The 16,355-nt window shown below is 38.2% G+C and carries 17 protein-coding genes and 1 pseudogene; all 18 read right to left on the reverse strand.

The annotated features are described in order from the left end of the window. Positions 1-17: 17 nt before the first annotated feature. Positions 18-213: pseudogene (locus tag AB1279_RS17175) on the reverse strand (ATP-binding cassette domain-containing protein); the annotation flags it as partial. Positions 214-802: 589 nt separating this feature from the next. Continuing rightward, a complete protein-coding gene (locus tag AB1279_RS17180) occupies positions 803-1,774 on the reverse strand; it encodes an NAD(P)-dependent oxidoreductase (RefSeq protein ID WP_429760028.1) in 972 nt (323 codons plus the stop codon). Positions 1,775-2,105: 331 nt separating this feature from the next. Beyond that, on the reverse strand, positions 2,106-2,264 hold the full coding sequence (locus AB1279_RS17185; protein ID WP_429760029.1) for a DUF4025 domain-containing protein: 159 nt from the start codon (positions 2,262-2,264) through the stop codon (positions 2,106-2,108). A 190-nt stretch (positions 2,265-2,454) separates the two neighbouring features. Further along, positions 2,455-3,477: a histidinol phosphate phosphatase domain-containing protein gene (locus AB1279_RS17190; RefSeq protein ID WP_429713616.1), complete on the reverse strand. Its 1,023-nt coding sequence runs from the start codon at positions 3,475-3,477 to the stop codon at positions 2,455-2,457. Positions 3,478-3,489: 12 nt separating this feature from the next. Beyond that, positions 3,490-3,813 carry a phosphoribosyl-ATP diphosphatase gene (locus tag AB1279_RS17195; protein WP_429751094.1) on the reverse strand — a complete coding sequence of 108 codons (324 nt, stop codon included), beginning with the start codon at positions 3,811-3,813 and terminating at the stop codon, positions 3,490-3,492. A 12-nt stretch (positions 3,814-3,825) separates the two neighbouring features. Continuing rightward, on the reverse strand, positions 3,826-4,131 hold the full coding sequence (gene hisI / locus AB1279_RS17200) for a phosphoribosyl-AMP cyclohydrolase (RefSeq protein WP_429760030.1): 306 nt from the start codon (positions 4,129-4,131) through the stop codon (positions 3,826-3,828). Beyond that, the gene (gene hisF / locus AB1279_RS17205) at positions 4,128-4,886 is read right to left on the reverse strand and encodes an imidazole glycerol phosphate synthase subunit HisF (protein ID WP_429760031.1); all 759 of its coding nucleotides are present in this window, start codon (positions 4,884-4,886) and stop codon (positions 4,128-4,130) included. Before hisF ends, hisI begins: the two co-directional genes overlap by 4 nt. Then, the gene (gene hisA / locus AB1279_RS17210) at positions 4,880-5,599 is read right to left on the reverse strand and encodes a 1-(5-phosphoribosyl)-5-[(5-phosphoribosylamino)methylideneamino]imidazole-4-carboxamide isomerase (protein ID WP_429760032.1); all 720 of its coding nucleotides are present in this window, start codon (positions 5,597-5,599) and stop codon (positions 4,880-4,882) included. Before hisA ends, hisF begins: the two co-directional genes overlap by 7 nt. Further along, positions 5,572-6,201: an imidazole glycerol phosphate synthase subunit HisH gene (gene hisH, locus AB1279_RS17215; protein WP_429760033.1), complete on the reverse strand. Its 630-nt coding sequence runs from the start codon at positions 6,199-6,201 to the stop codon at positions 5,572-5,574. Before hisH ends, hisA begins: the two co-directional genes overlap by 28 nt. 1 nt (position 6,202) lies before the next feature. Further along, positions 6,203-6,787, reverse strand: a complete 585-nt coding sequence (gene hisB, locus AB1279_RS17220) for an imidazoleglycerol-phosphate dehydratase HisB (protein ID WP_429751104.1) — start codon at positions 6,785-6,787, stop codon at positions 6,203-6,205. Then, positions 6,787-8,079, reverse strand: a complete 1,293-nt coding sequence (gene hisD, locus AB1279_RS17225; protein WP_429760034.1) for a histidinol dehydrogenase — start codon at positions 8,077-8,079, stop codon at positions 6,787-6,789. The genes hisB and hisD overlap by 1 nt, the downstream gene beginning before the upstream one ends. A 12-nt stretch (positions 8,080-8,091) precedes the next feature. Then, on the reverse strand, positions 8,092-8,727 hold the full coding sequence (hisG, locus tag AB1279_RS17230; RefSeq protein ID WP_429760035.1) for an ATP phosphoribosyltransferase: 636 nt from the start codon (positions 8,725-8,727) through the stop codon (positions 8,092-8,094). Next, complete coding sequence (hisZ, locus tag AB1279_RS17235) at positions 8,703-9,965, reverse strand: ATP phosphoribosyltransferase regulatory subunit (RefSeq protein WP_429761457.1); 1,263 nt, start codon at positions 9,963-9,965, stop codon at positions 8,703-8,705. The genes hisG and hisZ overlap by 25 nt, the downstream gene beginning before the upstream one ends. Before the next feature lie 825 nt (positions 9,966-10,790). Beyond that, the gene (gene leuD / locus AB1279_RS17240; RefSeq protein ID WP_429760036.1) at positions 10,791-11,366 is read right to left on the reverse strand and encodes a 3-isopropylmalate dehydratase small subunit; all 576 of its coding nucleotides are present in this window, start codon (positions 11,364-11,366) and stop codon (positions 10,791-10,793) included. Next, the gene (gene leuC, locus AB1279_RS17245) at positions 11,344-12,738 is read right to left on the reverse strand and encodes a 3-isopropylmalate dehydratase large subunit (protein WP_429760037.1); all 1,395 of its coding nucleotides are present in this window, start codon (positions 12,736-12,738) and stop codon (positions 11,344-11,346) included. Before leuC ends, leuD begins: the two co-directional genes overlap by 23 nt. Then, complete coding sequence (leuB, locus tag AB1279_RS17250; protein ID WP_429751115.1) at positions 12,738-13,802, reverse strand: 3-isopropylmalate dehydrogenase; 1,065 nt, start codon at positions 13,800-13,802, stop codon at positions 12,738-12,740. The genes leuC and leuB overlap by 1 nt, the downstream gene beginning before the upstream one ends. 14 nt (positions 13,803-13,816) lie before the next feature. Further along, entirely contained in the window at positions 13,817-15,340 is a 1,524-nt protein-coding gene (locus tag AB1279_RS17255; protein WP_429760038.1) for a 2-isopropylmalate synthase, read from the reverse strand. A 1-nt stretch (position 15,341) separates the two neighbouring features. Beyond that, positions 15,342-16,352, reverse strand: a complete 1,011-nt coding sequence (gene ilvC / locus AB1279_RS17260) for a ketol-acid reductoisomerase (protein ID WP_429760039.1) — start codon at positions 16,350-16,352, stop codon at positions 15,342-15,344. Positions 16,353-16,355: the final 3 nt, after the last annotated feature.

The following is a 16,355-nucleotide window of genomic DNA, read 5'->3' on the forward strand; positions in this document are numbered from 1 at the left end:
ATACAATACCATTCGCCATCAATCAAAATCTTGCCAGACTTCGGCAAATCAAGCCCTCCTAGTAGTTGCAGCAAGGTGCTCTATCCCGCTCCCGCTCGGACCCATAATCGCAACGAATTAGCCTTTCCGGATGTGAATGTTGTTATTCTTTAACGCAACTTAATCCCCCGATTCCAATGAATAAACTTTTGATACATTCTGAACAAAAACCATTTATTCTACCTCCAAAATGCGCTACTTGTTATCTACCCTCACATTGTACTGAATTTGAATTGGTAAAAACCGCACACTTTGCGGAGTATCACGCTAGATTTCGTGATACCCCTGTAAGGTATATGTTTTATCTTGGTTCCATATTACTTTTTTTCTAAATCTTTCATAATTGTGCTAGAGCTTGATTTTTATATCAGACTTCAGACTTAGCTGGTTTCAGACCACAAAAATGACAGAGACTGAAATAGTCTCTGCCAAATATATTTCTTTAAAAAGCGATATTAAGTTAAAAGAAATAGACAGTAAACTTGAATAATAAATAATTACTTCGCTTTTTGTGTCAAAAATGACTTAAAGTGGGAGAATTTTCTCCTCTCTCTTCAACTAAACTGCCCGTTAGTTTGAGTGAAATCTTCACAATCTCTACTCTATATTTCAACATAAATATCCAATTTTATTGAAAACGTTCCTCAACAATCTGGCCCGATTGTTGACTTCTAAGAATAAAATTTGACAACTGTATTCTCTTTACACACGAGCTTTCCATCAGTGGGTATGAAGAAAATCCTCCACTGATGGAAGTTTCACTTTATTTCATTATAAGTTCTTTTTTATACACTGGAGTTAATGGCTCATTTCCTTCTAGCACTGCTAAAATATTACGCACTGCCATTTCCGCCATTGCATCACGTGTCTCAATCGTTGCATTTCCAATATGAGGTGTTAACACAACGTTTGTTAATCCCTTTAATTTTTCTGTAATTTTCGGTTCAAACTCGAACACATCAAGTGCCGCTCCTTCAATTTCCTTTGTTTCTAAAGCATAAGAAAGCGCGGATTCATTCATAATTGGACCACGTGCCGCATTAATAATATAAGCAGTTTTTTTCATCATTCTAAACTGTTCTTCATCAATCATATGATGCAACTTTGGATTATACGCACAGTTAATCGTAATAAAATCTGCTGTTTGTAATAGTTCTTCTAGCGTTACATATGTTGCCTCTAATTCTTGCTCTGCCTCATACTTACGACTTGGCCCTGTATACACAATATTCATACCAAATGCTTTTGCTCGTTTTGCCACTGCTTTTCCAATTTCTCCAAGACCGATAATACCAATTGTTTTACCGTATACTTCACGTCCTAAGAAAAAGAGCGGTGCCCAGCCATTAAAACCAACTGTACGACATAGCGTATCGCCTTCAGGAATACGGCGTGCTGCTGCTAAAAGAATTGCAAACGTTAGCTCTGCTGTTGCCTCTGTTGAAACTTTTGGCGTGTTTGTTACCGCTATGTCTTTTTCTACTGCATATTTATAATCAATATTGTCATATCCAGCACCGTAGTTTGCAATAATTTTCAAATGTGGTGCTGCATCGATAACTTCTTTCGAAACTTTTGTTGAAAGTAAGCTTAATAATCCATCCTTATCTTGTACACGTTTCACTAGTTCTTCTGTGCTAATTAACTCTTCCTTATCATACATTTCCACTTCATGACCTCGTAACAACTGTAGTCCGATTTCTGGAATTTGTCCTGCTACTAAAATTTTCGCCATAATTAAGCATCCTTTCCTTTTAACATAGAATGAAACTTCTATTAGTTAAAGCTTTTACATCTTCGGCTTCTCTGAATCTTGAAGTAAGAGGTCTTATTACCCACTAATAGTAAAATAAACACTTTCAATATTATTGTAAGAAATTCTATTGAAAAAAGACAAGGAATTTAATTGTTCTTGTAATCTTTCTTTACAAAATCATGAAAAAAGAAGCTGAACACATTCAGCCTCTTTTTCACTATAGTTTAATTCCGCACTAATAGGCAGTAAAAACTCGATTGGTGTGACTAAACATAAGTGAGGGTTATCCCTCATTTATGGAAGTTTCACTTTATTCATTGCTTCCTTGTTCTAACTTTACATCAATCGTTCCTTCAGCTAATGTATCACTAACTTGTTCGTGTGTAATTGATTGCTCTGATTGGTCTTTTTTTACAACATTGCTCTGATTCGTTAACTTCCCAGTATCTTTATATTGTTGTTTTGCCATAATAGAATCCTCCTTTTTTGTTCAACATTAGTGTAAACAAAAAAGGAGGTTTTCATCCTGTATTAACGGGCAGTGCCCCCATACATTCAAGATGAAAAGAGAAGCGAAGAAAATAATTTGGGGCTGCCCGATTGGTTCAACTAACAATCAGTAGGGAATAAAGCCTCTCCCCACTGATGGAAGTTTCACTTTATCGCAAAACATTTTCTTCTACATATTCGATCGGTTTCATGTTCCGGATTCGTTTTTCAAATGTTGCAATGTGCGTCACACCATGATTACGAAGCGTCTCTATATTTTCTTTTACGTAGCTACCTAAATCATTCGGGAAATGCGCATCTGAAGAAATCGTAATCGGAACACCATAATGCACTAAGCGTTGTAAAAACAAAGGGCTTGGGCACATTTCTCTGACAGGATATCGATAATATAAACCAGCATTCACTTCCGTAGCTGTATTTGTTTCGATTAAAGCTTTGGCAATTTTCTCATAATACGGTAATTGCTGATTTTCATCTATGCGATAGTTAAACACTTTAATATTGTCTAAATGCGCAACAATATCAAATAATTCAGAACGTATCGCTTTTTCTAAAGTGCAAAAAAATTCGGGATATAATACATGTAAATCATGCTGTCTAAAATAAGCATCTGTATCTGGATTATCAAATCCCCACCCATTAATAAAATGAACAGAGCCAATGACATAATCCCAATTTCCTAACGTTAATAGTTTCGCTAGTTCCTCTTCCCCGCCAATAAAGTAATCAGCTTCTATTCCAAGCCGTAATATCACACCTCGTTTGCTCCATCTTTCTTTCGCATCTTCAATTGCTTTTGTAAAGTTTGCAATCGACTCTACTCTCACCTGATCCAGCCATTCTTTTTGCAGATGTCCAAGTTCTGTATCACTAATATCGACATAGCGCTCATAGTATTCCTTAGCTTCGTAAAAACGATATAAGTGGTCAACGATTCCAACTTCCCGTATTCCTTTGCGCACTGCTTCCTCTAAATATAAATCAATCCACTCCTGTGAAAATGCGCCTTCTTTTACACGCTTTTGCAAACGTTCCCCAGCTTTCAAGATCCATCCCATTGAATGTTTCTCTTCCTCAATCGGTGCAAAATACTCAAGCGCTTCATTGGTGCGAGATAACCACCGCATTGAATACGGCCCTTCTTCTAAGTGAAGGTGATAATCTACTCTCATCTTTCTCCCCTCCTACAGTGTATCAATTTCTTTTCGTTCGCCCACTCTCGATAATTGTCCTTGGCGTTTATTTAATTCTTCTACTACCTCTTGTAATGATACATTTTTTTCTACTAGTAACACTAAGCAATGATACGTAAAGTCAACAACTTCTTTTATAAGCTCGTCTTTCTCATTATTTTTCGCTGCAATCACAACTTCAGTACATTCTTCCCCTAGTTTTTTTAATATTTTGTCTTCTCCTTTTGTAAATAAGTAATTCGTATACGATTCAGAGATAGGATTCTCTTTTCGCTGTTGAATTGTTTCATATAACTGTTGCAACACATCGCTCATTTCCTTATCCCCCTATAACATCTTATTATGAAAACATGACTTTTCTCCTGTATGGCACGCTACACCAACTTGCTGAACAACTACCATAACAGAATCTTGATCGCAATCTAAATACAATGATTTTACATGTTGGACATGTCCCGATGTTTCTCCCTTATTCCACAAACCTCTTCGTGAACGAGAATAAAACCAGGTCGTTTTTGTATCTAATGTTTTTTCATACGCTTCTTCATTCATATAAGCTAGCATCAAAACTTCTTTTGTCCCCTCTTCTATTACAACAGCTGGCAATAATCCTTTTGAAAAATCCGGTTTCACAATCTCACCTCAATTTGCGCTTCTTGTAACTTTTGTTTCGTTTCTTGAACGGTTGCGGTGCCGTAATGAAAAATAGAAGCCGCTAACGCCGCATTTGCTGATGTTCGCTGAAAAACTTCGGCAATATGTTCAATTGATCCACATCCACCCGAGGCAATTACCGGAATACCAACGGCTTTTGAAACTGTTTCTGTTAAAAGTAAATCATAGCCATCTTTTGTCCCATCGGCATCCATGCTCGTTAAAAGTAATTCCCCAGCACCTAAACTTTCCACACGTTTTGCCCATTCGATTACATCTATTCCTGTATCAATGCGGCCTCCATTTACATATACATTCCATTTATTTTCTTCGACCTTTCTTGCATCGATTGCAACGACTATACATTGAGAGCCAAATTGCTCCGCTCCTTCTTGTATTAACTCCGGTCTTTGCACTGCAGCTGAATTTAATGAAACTTTATCTGCACCAGCTCGAAGTAATGCATACATATCTTGGACAGACGAGATTCCACCTCCAACTGTTAGGGGAATAAATACTTGAGATGCTGTACGTTCTACGACATCAATCATTGTTTTTCGTTCTTCGTACGTTGCCGTAATGTCCAAAAACACAAGTTCATCCGCACCTGCCTCATTGTATGCAGCGGCAATTGCAACAGGATCGCCAACATCTTGTAACCCGACAAAATTTATGCCTTTTACAACACGGCCATTTTTCACATCTAAACATGGAATAATTCGCTTTGTTAACATATGCCTGTCACCTGTAATGCTTCTTCTAAAAGAACTTTTTTATCATATAATGCTTTTCCAATGATAACGCCATATAAGTTCATATCCTGTAATTTCTCAACATCAGCAAGCGAACTCACACCGCCTGAAGCAACAATTTGAAGCGAAACCTCATCTTGCAATTTTTGTAATTGTTCAAAATTTGGACCTGCAAGTGTTCCATCTCTAGAAATGTCAGTAAAAATAAGCGTCTGCACACCCACTTTCTCCATTTCCTTTGCTAGTTGTACATAAGACGTTTCAGACACATCTAGCCATCCTCTCGTTGCTACATAACCATTTTTCGCATCGATTCCAACAATAATTTTATCTCCATATAAACGAACTGCCTCTTCTACAAATGAACGATCATATAATGCTGCTGTCCCAAGAATTACTTTCATTACTCCAGCTGATAAAAGCGTTTCAATTGCAGCAACTGAGCGAATCCCACCCCCGACTTGCACTGGAATTCGCACTGCCTTACAAATGTCTTCAATGACAGAAAGATTCTCTGAACGACCAGCAACTGCTCCGTCCAAATCGACAATGTGCAGTACACGTGCACCAAGTTGTTCAAATAGTAATGCCTGGGCAACTGGGTTTTCATTCATTACCGTTTCTTGCTGAAATTGCCCTTGATATAAACGAACGCAACGACCATTTTTTAAATCGATAGCTGGGAAGATTTCCATGTTTCTATAACCTCCTTAAAATTTCGTAATATTTGAATTCCTATTTCACCACTTTTTTCAGGATGGAACTGAGCCCCAAATACATTTCCTCTTGAAACAATTCCTGGTACGAGAACGCCATATTCACTATCGCCCACTACAACGTCATTTGGACATTGCGCATAATAAGAATGAACATAATAGACGAATGCGCCATCCTCTATTTCATTCCATAAAGGATGCTCCTTTTTCTTTTGTAACTGATTCCATCCCATATGAGGTATTTTATATGGTACGTCTAGTTTCTTTATCGTTCCTGGAAGCAATCCTAACCCTTTCGTTCTTTCAATTTCTACACTTTCTTCAAATAAAAGCTGCATGCCTAAACAAATTCCAAACAACGGTTTCCCTGCAATCGCAACTTGCTTCAAAACAGAAATAAGTCCTTTCTCTTCTAAACAACGCATCGCTCTTGGAAACGCACCAACTCCCGGCAAAATAACGCCGTCGCTATTCAGAAATGCTTCTGCTTCATCTGTTACTATATACTCTGCTCCAATATGTCTTAACGCTTGCTCTACGCTTCGAATGTTGCCCATTCCATAATCTACAATCGCAATCATATTACAACAGTCCTTTCGTGGAATTTACCCCTATAATTTTTTCATTTTTTTCGGCGGCATCACGCAGTGCACGTCCAAACGCTTTAAAAAGTGCTTCAATTTTGTGGTGCGTGTTGCTTCCATATAAAACACGTGCATGTAATGTTATATTTGCTGTATGAGCCACCGCACGAAAAAATTCTTCAGCTAGCTCTGTGTCAAAATCACCAAGTTTTGGATTTGTAAATTCACCATCAAATACGAGATAAGACCTTCCACTTATATCAACAGTAACAAACCCTAACGCTTCATCCATCGGTACATAAGCTGTGCCATAACGATTAATTCCTGCTTTATCACCAAGTGCTTCTTTCAAACAATTCCCAAGAACAATTCCAACATCTTCTACCGTATGATGAGCATCGATATGTACATCACCATCAGCTTCAATTTGCAACCCAAAGCGGCCGTGCCTTGCAAATAATGTCAGCATATGATCAAAAAAACCAACTCCCGTTTGAATTGAAACTTCTTGATTCCCATCTAGTTGCAGTGCTACGGAAATCTTTGTTTCAGTTGTAATTCTCGTTTGTTTTGCAGTGCGCATTACTTTTCCCCTCCTTCAAAACGAATCTCAATTGCTCTCGCATGAGCTTGTAATCCTTCTTTTTCTGCTAGATTGACAATATGCTGTTGCACTTGTCCAAGAGCCTCTTTTGTATAAAATAAAAAGCTCGATTTTTTCATAAAATCATCAACAGATAAAGGAGAAAAAAACCTTGCTGTTCCACTCGTTGGTAACACGTGATTCGGACCTGCCATATAATCACCTAATGGTTCCGGCGCATACGGGCCTAAAAAGATAGAACCTGCATGTTGAATATACGGAAGAGCTGTCATCGGTTCTTTTATGTGCAGTTCTAAGTGTTCCGGTGCAATTTCATTTGAGAGCTGGAACGCTTGCTCCAACGATTCTACGACAAGAATCGCTCCGTTTCTGTTAATGGATTCACGAGCTATTCCACTTCTCGGAAGGCTCATCAATTGTTTTTCTATTTCTCTATTCACTTCCTGCGCTAATTCTAAACAAGTTGTGATACAAATAGCGGTTGCACGTATATCGTGCTCTGCTTGTGATAATAAATCAGCAGCAATATACGCTGCATTTCCCGTTTCATCAGAAATAACAACAATCTCAGACGGGCCAGCAATCATATCGATATGAACTGCACCAAATACTTCTCGCTTCGCTAATGCCACATATATATTTCCCGGTCCTACAATCTTATCAACACGCGGAATCGATTCTGTTCCATATGCTAACGCAGCAATTGCTTGTGCTCCCCCTACTGTATACACCTCATCAACTCCAGCAACTTTTGCGGCAGCTAAAATATGTGGATTGACTCCTTCACAATTCGGCGGTGTTACCATGACGATCTTATTGACGCCCGCGATTTTTGCTGGTAAGACATTCATAAGAACTGATGATGGATACGCTGCCGTTCCTCCGGGTACATATACACCAACAGTTTGTAACGGCCGAACAAGCTGCCCACGAATAATTCCCTCTTTTTCTATATCAATAAAAGCTTGTCTCTTTTGCTTTTCATGATAGGAAATAATATTCTTCTTTGCTTCTTCCAATGCTGCTAAAAATGCTGGTTCAACACTTTGATAAGCTAACTCCATCTCTTCTTCCGAAACTTGAAATTTGGTTAACTCTACTTTGTCAAAAGCCTTCGTATATGAAAATAGCGCTTCATCTTTCTTTTCTTTGACACTTACAACAATTTTCCTTACATCTTGTTGAATCGTTTCTTCTATTGTATTTGCCTGTTCCCTTAACTTCTTCACCTTACATAAAATACTAGAATAATCCTCGTATAAAATTTCCATATTTACCCTCCTTTATTCCTTTTCTATTAAGACGCTTTCCATTTTATTTATAATATTGAATATTTCGTCTTTTTTCATTTTTAAAGATGCTTTGTTTACAATTAAACGTGCTGAAATGTCACAAATTTCTTCAAATACTAGTAATCCATTTTCTTTCAATGTTTGTCCTGTTTCTACAATATCAACAATTGCATCTGCTAACCCTAACAAAGGAGCAATCTCAACAGAACCTTCTATTTTAATAATCTCTACATCTTCTCCCTTTTTGCGAAAATGTGCAGAAGTAATATTCGGATACTTTGTTGCAATCCTTTTTTTGTTATAACCGTTTGGACGATACGATGAAACGGAAGCAACGCAAAATTTACAACGCCCTACCCCTAAATCAATCATTTCATATACATCGTTTTCAGATTCAAGCAAGATATCTTTTCCAACAACACCAATATCAGCTATACCATGCTGTACATACGTTACAACATCAACCGCTTTTACAAGGATGAATGAAATTTGCGAGTTTTTACTTTGAAATACAAGCTTCCTTCCTTTATCCTTTAGCTCTGAGCAATCAATGCCGATTCGTTCAAATAACGGAATCACATGTTTTTCTAATCTTCCCTTCGTTAACGCAATTTGAATGTTACGCATGAGGATTCTCCTTTTTTCTGCATGATCCATTTATCTTTCCAAACATATTCGACTAAAGTATCTCCTGATACATCAATTACAGTTTTCACATCATGTGTTCTTGCAAATTGAAATGTATCTTGTAAATTTTCTAACATTGACAATTCTACTTTTATACCATCTTTTCCAAGTAAAATACGTAATTTTTCTGCTTCGGAAATCATATCTAACGAATAATATATGAGAGCATCTATTTGTTTTTGGTATGAATTTTCTATCCGTTCTTGTAAGGTACGTACAATTTGATTTACTTGTATTGCTAAACCTACTGCAGGTAAAGATTCACCAAAATTCCCAATCAATTCATCGTATCTTCCACCACTAACAATTTCCTCTCCAACATCGCATATATATCCGCGAAAGATTACACCGGTATAATAATTGAGATGTTGGATCATCCCCAAATCAATAGATATATATTGACCATAACCAAGGCGATCAATGTTTTCATATATATTTTTTATCCTCGCAATTGCTCTCTTCATTTCTGTATTCACTGCAAGTTTTTCAGCTTCTTCAACTACTTCTAATCCACCAAATAAACGAGGTAATTTTTGTAATAATCGCACTGTTTCATCTTGCATATCCAACTGCTTTTCTTGTAAAAAACGAGACAAAGCGGCAAAATTTTTACTCTCAATATATTCTCGCAATGCATATTCATCTTCTTCTCGCAAAGACAATTTCTTCACAATGGATTTATAGAGTTCCACTTGGCCAATTTCAATTTTAAATGATTGAATACCAGCTGATTGTAAGGCCGCAATCGTGCTTACTATACACTCGATTTCAGCACGTATATTATCAATACCGATAATTTCAATGCCGGTTTGTGTAATTTCATTATATTTACCTGTTAAAGATTCATTTGCTCTAAAAACATTCCCACTATATGTTAATTTCAAAGGAGTTTTCATCTTTTTTGTTCCAATCACACGTGCTAACGGAATTGTCATATCAGGTCTGAGAACGAGGATACGTCCTTCAGAATCAAAAAACTTATACATTTTCTCCTCATCCATAGGACGATTTTGAAATGCAAACACATCATAAAACTCAATCATAGGTGTCCGTATTTCTTCATATCCCCTATCGATAAATGTTCGTCTTAATTTTTGTTCAACCTCTTCCATCAATGTACATTCTTGAAACAAAAAATCTCTTGTTCCATTCGGATTGGCTCGTTTCCATTTTTTCATCATTACACCTCTACTTTCTCGGCACATATATACAAAAAATCTACAATGATAACATATTTAATATGCTTCTCTTATATGTCCATTATTAATTTCTTGAACTGCTCCTACTCACCATTCAGTTATCCCTTGCAATACACTAGAAGCGGGAATCTTCTGACAGGATTTTGATACATTATTTGCTACGAGTTTATCTTCGAAAATACTCATACATTCATAACATAGCGCTAAGAAAACGAAAAAAGAGCTATGTAGATAAAAATACCTACATAGCTCTTTGGAGAATGTAGGTACAACGGAAATAACCCTTGTACCTACACGTTTTTTCACGCTAGGTTCAAGGGTTTACGTATGATGATGTTGTGTAAATGAAATGACTGATTGTAAAGTGAACATTGTCATTACTCCCTTTCTCCTCTTGGTTTGAAGTCAGTATACTACCAATTAAATCAAAAGTAAATAATTTTCTATTATTTTTTTGAAATAATATACACTTTATACTCATATAAATACAATTAAAAAACTGACGTAAAATCTTTCTTTTTATATAGAAGAGAGCATCCAATCATGCAAATAAGCGGACAAACCCTTTATATTTCCTATTAAATACTAAAATAAAGTGAGAAAACAAGTGCAAGATACTTTTTCTTCTGCATAGAAGTAACTTATATACCGAAAAATCAAAGTGAATTTTTATACATTAACGACCTATCCCGCACTAACGGGCAGTACCCTCCCACCTCAAGATCCAGAGAATGAGAAGAAGATAGAGTCCAATTGAGCGGGCTTTCCATCAGTGAGGAATGAAGCCCTCCACCGATGGAAGTTTCACTTTATTTTCATCTCGTATTCTGTAATCGCACTCTCATACTGAAGTGTAACTCCAATATCATCTAAACCACTTAGCAACTTTTCTTTCCACATGGGTTCAATGGAGAAAGAAAAACGATCCTCAGAAGTTCTTATTACTTCATTCTCTAAATCTATTTCTATCATCGTCTGTGGTGCTACAGATGCGAGCTGCTTACGAATTTCCTTTCCCATCACAATTGGAAGGATCCCATTTTTTGTACAATTCATATAAAAAATATCTGCAAAACTTCCTGCAATAATAGCGCGAAATCCATAATCTGCAAGAGCCCACGGTGCATGTTCTCTAGAAGAGCCGCAACCAAAGTTTTCTCCTGTAATTAGAATTGTAGCTCCTTTTCGCTCAGGAGCGTTTAATGGGAACTCAAGATTTTCCTGACGATTATCTAAATAACGCCATTCATCAAACAAAAATTCTCCAAATCCCGTTCTTTCAATTCGCTTTAAATACTGTTTCGGAATAATTTGATCTGTATCAATATTATCATGCATCAATATTGCAGCCGTACCTTTATGAATACGAAATGGCTCCATCGTAGTTCTCCTTTCTCACATCAACAAAATGACCGTAAATTGCAGCTGCTGCAGCCATAGCTGGACTAACGAGATGTGTTCTTGCTCCTTTGCCTTGTCTTCCTTCAAAATTACGGTTTGAGGTAGAAGCACAATGCTCACCTTCTGGTACTTGATCTGGATTCATACCAAGGCACATCGAACATCCCGGTTCCCTCCATTCAAATCCCGCCTCTTCAAAAATAAGATGTAATCCTTTTTTCATTGCTGCATCTCTCACTTGCTTTGACCCAGGTACAACAAGAGCCCTTACTTCCTCTTTTACCTTCTTTCCTTTCACAACCGCAGCGGCAATTTCTAAATCAGATAAGCGGGAGTTTGTACAAGAACCGATAAATACGTGGCGAATCGGAATATCCGCTGTACTTAGCCCTGGTTGAAGCCCCATATAAGCATACGCTCTTTCATCGTTGATATCATTTGCCTCTGGAAGAACTTCATCAACGCGCAGTCCCATTCCTGGATTTGTTCCCCACGTGATATACGGCGCCAAACTTGCAACATCAACTGTAATAACCATGTCGTACATCGCATCCGCATCCGTGTATAATTCACGCCATTTTGCAATCGCCTCTTCAAACTCTTTTGGTGCATATTGTCGTCCTTTTACATAATCAAATGTCACTTCATCTGGTGCAATAATCCCAGCCTTTGCACCGCCCTCAATCGCCATATTACAAAGCGTCATTCGTTCTTCCATTGTCATTTCTTTTACGGTTTCACCGTAAAACTCTATGACATGCCCTGTACCAACGGCTACTCCATATGTAGCAAGCACATGTAAAATAATATCCTTTGCATATACTCCTTTTGGCAATAATCCTTTCAATTCAATTCCCATCGCTTTTGGTTTTCGTTGCCATAATGTTTGCGTTGCTAAAACGTGTTCTACTTCACTCGTACCAATTCCAAATGCTAATGCCCCAAATGCTCCATGTGTTGATGTATGGCTATCACCGCATACAATTGTTTTTCCTGGTTGTGTAAGTCCAAGCTCTGGGCCAATAACATGTACAATTCCTTGTTCTTCATTACCCATATCAGCTAACGGTACTCCAAATTCCTGACAATTTTTGCGAAGTGTATCCATTTGCTGTTTCGCAATTTTATCTGTAATATTCCAAACATCTTTTGTTGGAACGTTATGGTCCATCGTCGCAAATGTCAAATCAGGCCGTCTAACTGCTCGATTCGCAAGCCGCAAGCCTTCAAACGCTTGCGGCGATGTCACCTCGTGAACAAGATGCAAATCAATATATAGTAAATCGAGACCATTTTCATTCTTTGCTACAACATGTCGTTCCCATAGTTTATCTAATAGTGTTTTTCCCATTAGCGCCCTCTCCCTACTAATGCCTGTTCTTCCATTGTTTGTAATACATACTTTGTAAACGAAGTTGTCGTTTCATTCCCGCCTAAATCCGCTGTACATTTTCCAGAACGAAGAACAGTGGAAATAGCTTCTTCAATTGCTTCTCCTTCTTTTCTTAATCCAAATGATTGCCCAAGCATCATTGCAACGGAGCGCAGCATTGCAATTGGATTCACCTTGTTTTTCCCCGCAATATCCGGAGCTGATCCATGAATTGGTTCATAAAGAGATGGACCATTCTCCGCATGACTTGCAGACGGCAACATCCCTAACGAACCCGCTAGTACAGATGCTTCATCACTTAAAATATCGCCAAATAAATTTTCTGTAACGATAACATCGAATCTTCTTGGATTACGAATCAATTCCATTGCAGCAGCATCTACTAATAAATGCTCTAACTCTACCTCTGGATAGCGAGCTGCTACTTCCTCTGTTACTTGTCGCCATAGTTTACTAGATTCTAAAACATTTGCTTTATCAATTGAAGTTACTTTTTTACGACGTTTCTTCGCTAATTGAAATGCATATGAAACAATTCGTTCTACTTCACGGCGATGATAAGTTAGTGTATCTGTTGCTGCTTCTTCTGTCCGCTCTTTCGGAAATGAGAAATAGATACCGCCTGTTAACTCGCGAACAACAACAAAATCAACTTCTTCTGCTGCCTTTAATGGTGATAAGTGCGCCGTTGCTTCTTCAACGGAAACTGGTCGAACATTTGCAAATACCCCTAAGCCTTTTCGAAGTGTAAGAAGTCCTTGTTCAGGACGCTCTTTTGCATGATCCCAATATGGTCCTCCAACCGCACCCAGTAATACTGCATCACTTGCTAAACAAGCTGTTAATGTACGAGGAGGAAGGGGCTGACCAAATCCATCAATTGCTGCTCCCCCAAACAACTCATCCTGCAAATAAAAATGATGACCGTATAACCTTTCTACCATTTCTAATGCTTGCTTCGCGCTAGCCATAATTTCTGGTCCAACTCCATCACCAGCTAAACAAACGATTCGTTTTTCCATCTTCAGACACTCCTTTACGATTTTGTAAGTGATCGTAATGCTTTTAATTTCCCTGCTGCATATACGTAAGCACGAGCTGAAGCCTCCAGTACATCTTGCGCTACACCAAAACCTGAAACTTGGTGTCCATCTTCTTTCAATTCAACATGAACATGAGCTAACGCATCTTGTCCTTGCGTAATCGATTGAATACGATAGTCAGCAAGTTCACACTGTAAATGAAGAATTCTTTGAATCGCATTATAAATTGCCTCAATGCTACCGGAGCCAGTTGCAGCATCCTCCAGCACATTCCCATCAGCATCTTCTAAACAGATAGTTGCACTTTGAATGCTGCTTGATACAAAATGAACTTGCAATTGTTTAATATCGTACTGCTGTTTAGCAAACGCAGTTTCCCCCAATACAAGTGCCTGTAAATCTTCTTCTGTAATTTCTTTCTTTCGATCAGCTAACCGTTTAAACGCATGGAACGCTAAGTCCCGCTCTTCTTCTGTAAATTCATAGCCTAACTCTTTCATTTTTTCTGTAAAGGCATGGCGGCCAGAATGTTTTCCAAGTACAAATTTATTTTGTTCTTCCCCTACAAGAGAAGGTGAAATAATTTCATAAGTAGATGCTTCCTTTAACACCCCATCTTGATGAATACCAGATTCATGTGCAAACGCATTTGCACCAACAATTGCTTTATTTTTCGGAACAATCATTCCTGTTAAACGGCTTACAAGTGTACTTGTTGCTTTAATTTCTTTTAATTGCATGGAAGATGACGCCCCGTAGTGATCATTTCGAATATGGAGGGCAACTGCAACTTCTTCGAGAGCAGCATTACCAGCGCGTTCTCCAATTCCATTAATCGTTCCTTCTACTTGAAGTGCACCGCCTTCAATTGCTGCTAATGAGTTGGCTACCGCCATGCCAAGATCATCGTGACAATGACAGGAGAAAATAGCTTTCTCATAAGATAGAACATGCTCTTTTAAATATCGAAAAAGAGAATAATATTCTTCTGGATTGGTATATCCTACTGTATCAGGAATGTTAATCACATCAGCTCCAGCGCGAATTGCAACCTCTGCAGCTTCCGCTAAAAAAGAAGGTGTTGTTCGCGTTGCATCTTCTGCAGAAAACTGCACCGTTGGAAATAATGACTTTCCAAGCTTTACAGAACGATGAATTGTATCTAATACTTCATCCTTTGACATACGGAGCTTATATTTCATATGAATATCGCTCGTTGCTAGAAATACATGTAACCGAGGAGATACGCCTCCTTTTAACGCTTCATATGCTGTACGAATATCACTTTCCTTTGCACGGGCCAAGCTCATAACAGAAGCATTTTGAATTGTTTCAGCAATACGTTTCACCGACCGAAAATCACCTTCAGAAGCGGACGCAAAGCCCGCCTCCATCACATTGATTCCAAGCCTCTCTAACTGCCGTGCAATTTGTAATTTTTCTTGTTCATTTAAATTTACTCCAGGTGATTGCTCCCCATCGCGAAGCGTCGTGTCCATGAACAAAATTTGCTTCATATTACTTAACCTCCATTTTCACTCTCGGCTTCACAAATGGCATCATCTCACGTAATTTACGTCCTACTACTTCAATTTGATGCTCATTCTCCTCTGCATTAATTGCATGGAATTTTTGTCTTCCTGCTTTATGTTCAGCAATCCATCCTCTTGCAAACGTCCCATCTTGAATATCTTTTAACACTTCTTGCATTGCTTGTTTCGTATGCTCTGTTACGACGCGCGGCCCTGATACGAAATCCCCCCACTGCGCTGTATCCGAAACTGAGTAGCGCATATTTTCTAATCCGCCTTCATACATAAGATCAACAATAAGCTTTAGTTCATGTAAACATTCAAAATATGCCAGTTCCGGTTGATATCCAGCTTCTACTAATGTTTCAAAACCTGCTTTTACAAGAGCAGTCGCTCCTCCGCAAAGTACTGCTTGTTCTCCAAATAAATCTGTTTCTGTTTCTTCTTTAAATGTCGTTTGGAGTACACCAGCGCGAGTTGCTCCGATTCCATCTGCATACGATAGTGCTTTTTCATAAGCTGTTCCTGTTGCATCTTGATAAATCGCAAATAGTGCTGGTACCGCTCCTCCTTCTACAAATGTTCGGCGTACAAGATGCCCCGGTCCTTTTGGCGCTACAAGGAATACATCTACATCTTCCGGCGGTGTAATTTGACCAAAATGAACGTTAAACCCATGAGCAAACACAAGTGCATTTCCTTCTTGCAAATTCGGTGCAATTTCTGTTTCATATACTTCCGGCTGTTGTTCATCTGGAAGCAATACCATTACAACATCTGCTAGTTTTGTAGCTTCAGCAACCTTATATACAGAAAATCCATCTTCTTTTGCCTTTTCCCAAGATTTCCCTTGACGAAGACCTACAACAACATCAAAACCGTTATCACGTAAATTTTGCGCATGAGCATGACCTTGAGATCCATATCCAACAATCGCTACTTTCTTTCCTTTTAATACATTTACTGTTACATCCTTTTCATAATAAACTTTTGCCATTTT

Source organism: Bacillus sp. S14(2024) (assembly GCF_050473785.1).
GTDB lineage: Bacteria > Bacillota > Bacilli > Bacillales > Bacillaceae_G > Bacillus_A > Bacillus_A yunxiaonensis.

Excerpts from the sequence above, each read along its gene's own strand:
- AB1279_RS17180 (WP_429760028.1), bottom strand. The coding sequence starts at position 1,774 with ATGGCGAAAATTTTAGTAGCAGGACAAATTCCAGAAATCGGACTACAG.
- AB1279_RS17185 (WP_429760029.1), bottom strand. The coding sequence starts at position 2,264 with ATGGCAAAACAACAATATAAAGATACTGGGAAGTTAACGAATCAGAGC.
- AB1279_RS17190 (WP_429713616.1), bottom strand. The coding sequence starts at position 3,477 with ATGAGAGTAGATTATCACCTTCACTTAGAAGAAGGGCCGTATTCAATG.
- AB1279_RS17195 (WP_429751094.1), bottom strand. The coding sequence starts at position 3,813 with ATGAGCGATGTGTTGCAACAGTTATATGAAACAATTCAACAGCGAAAA.
- hisF (WP_429760031.1), bottom strand. The coding sequence starts at position 4,886 with ATGTTAACAAAGCGAATTATTCCATGTTTAGATGTGAAAAATGGCCGT.
- hisA (WP_429760032.1), bottom strand. The coding sequence starts at position 5,599 with ATGGAAATCTTCCCAGCTATCGATTTAAAAAATGGTCGTTGCGTTCGT.
- hisH (WP_429760033.1), bottom strand. The coding sequence starts at position 6,201 with ATGATTGCGATTGTAGATTATGGAATGGGCAACATTCGAAGCGTAGAG.
- hisB (WP_429751104.1), bottom strand. The coding sequence starts at position 6,787 with ATGCGCACTGCAAAACAAACGAGAATTACAACTGAAACAAAGATTTCC.
- hisD (WP_429760034.1), bottom strand. The coding sequence starts at position 8,079 with ATGGAAATTTTATACGAGGATTATTCTAGTATTTTATGTAAGGTGAAG.
- hisG (WP_429760035.1), bottom strand. The coding sequence starts at position 8,727 with ATGCGTAACATTCAAATTGCGTTAACGAAGGGAAGATTAGAAAAACAT.
- hisZ (WP_429761457.1), bottom strand. The coding sequence starts at position 9,965 with ATGAAAAAATGGAAACGAGCCAATCCGAATGGAACAAGAGATTTTTTG.
- leuD (WP_429760036.1), bottom strand. The coding sequence starts at position 11,366 with ATGGAGCCATTTCGTATTCATAAAGGTACGGCTGCAATATTGATGCAT.
- leuC (WP_429760037.1), bottom strand. The coding sequence starts at position 12,738 with ATGGGAAAAACACTATTAGATAAACTATGGGAACGACATGTTGTAGCA.
- leuB (WP_429751115.1), bottom strand. The coding sequence starts at position 13,802 with ATGGAAAAACGAATCGTTTGTTTAGCTGGTGATGGAGTTGGACCAGAA.
- AB1279_RS17255 (WP_429760038.1), bottom strand. The coding sequence starts at position 15,340 with ATGAAGCAAATTTTGTTCATGGACACGACGCTTCGCGATGGGGAGCAA.
- ilvC (WP_429760039.1), bottom strand. The coding sequence starts at position 16,352 with ATGGCAAAAGTTTATTATGAAAAGGATGTAACAGTAAATGTATTAAAA.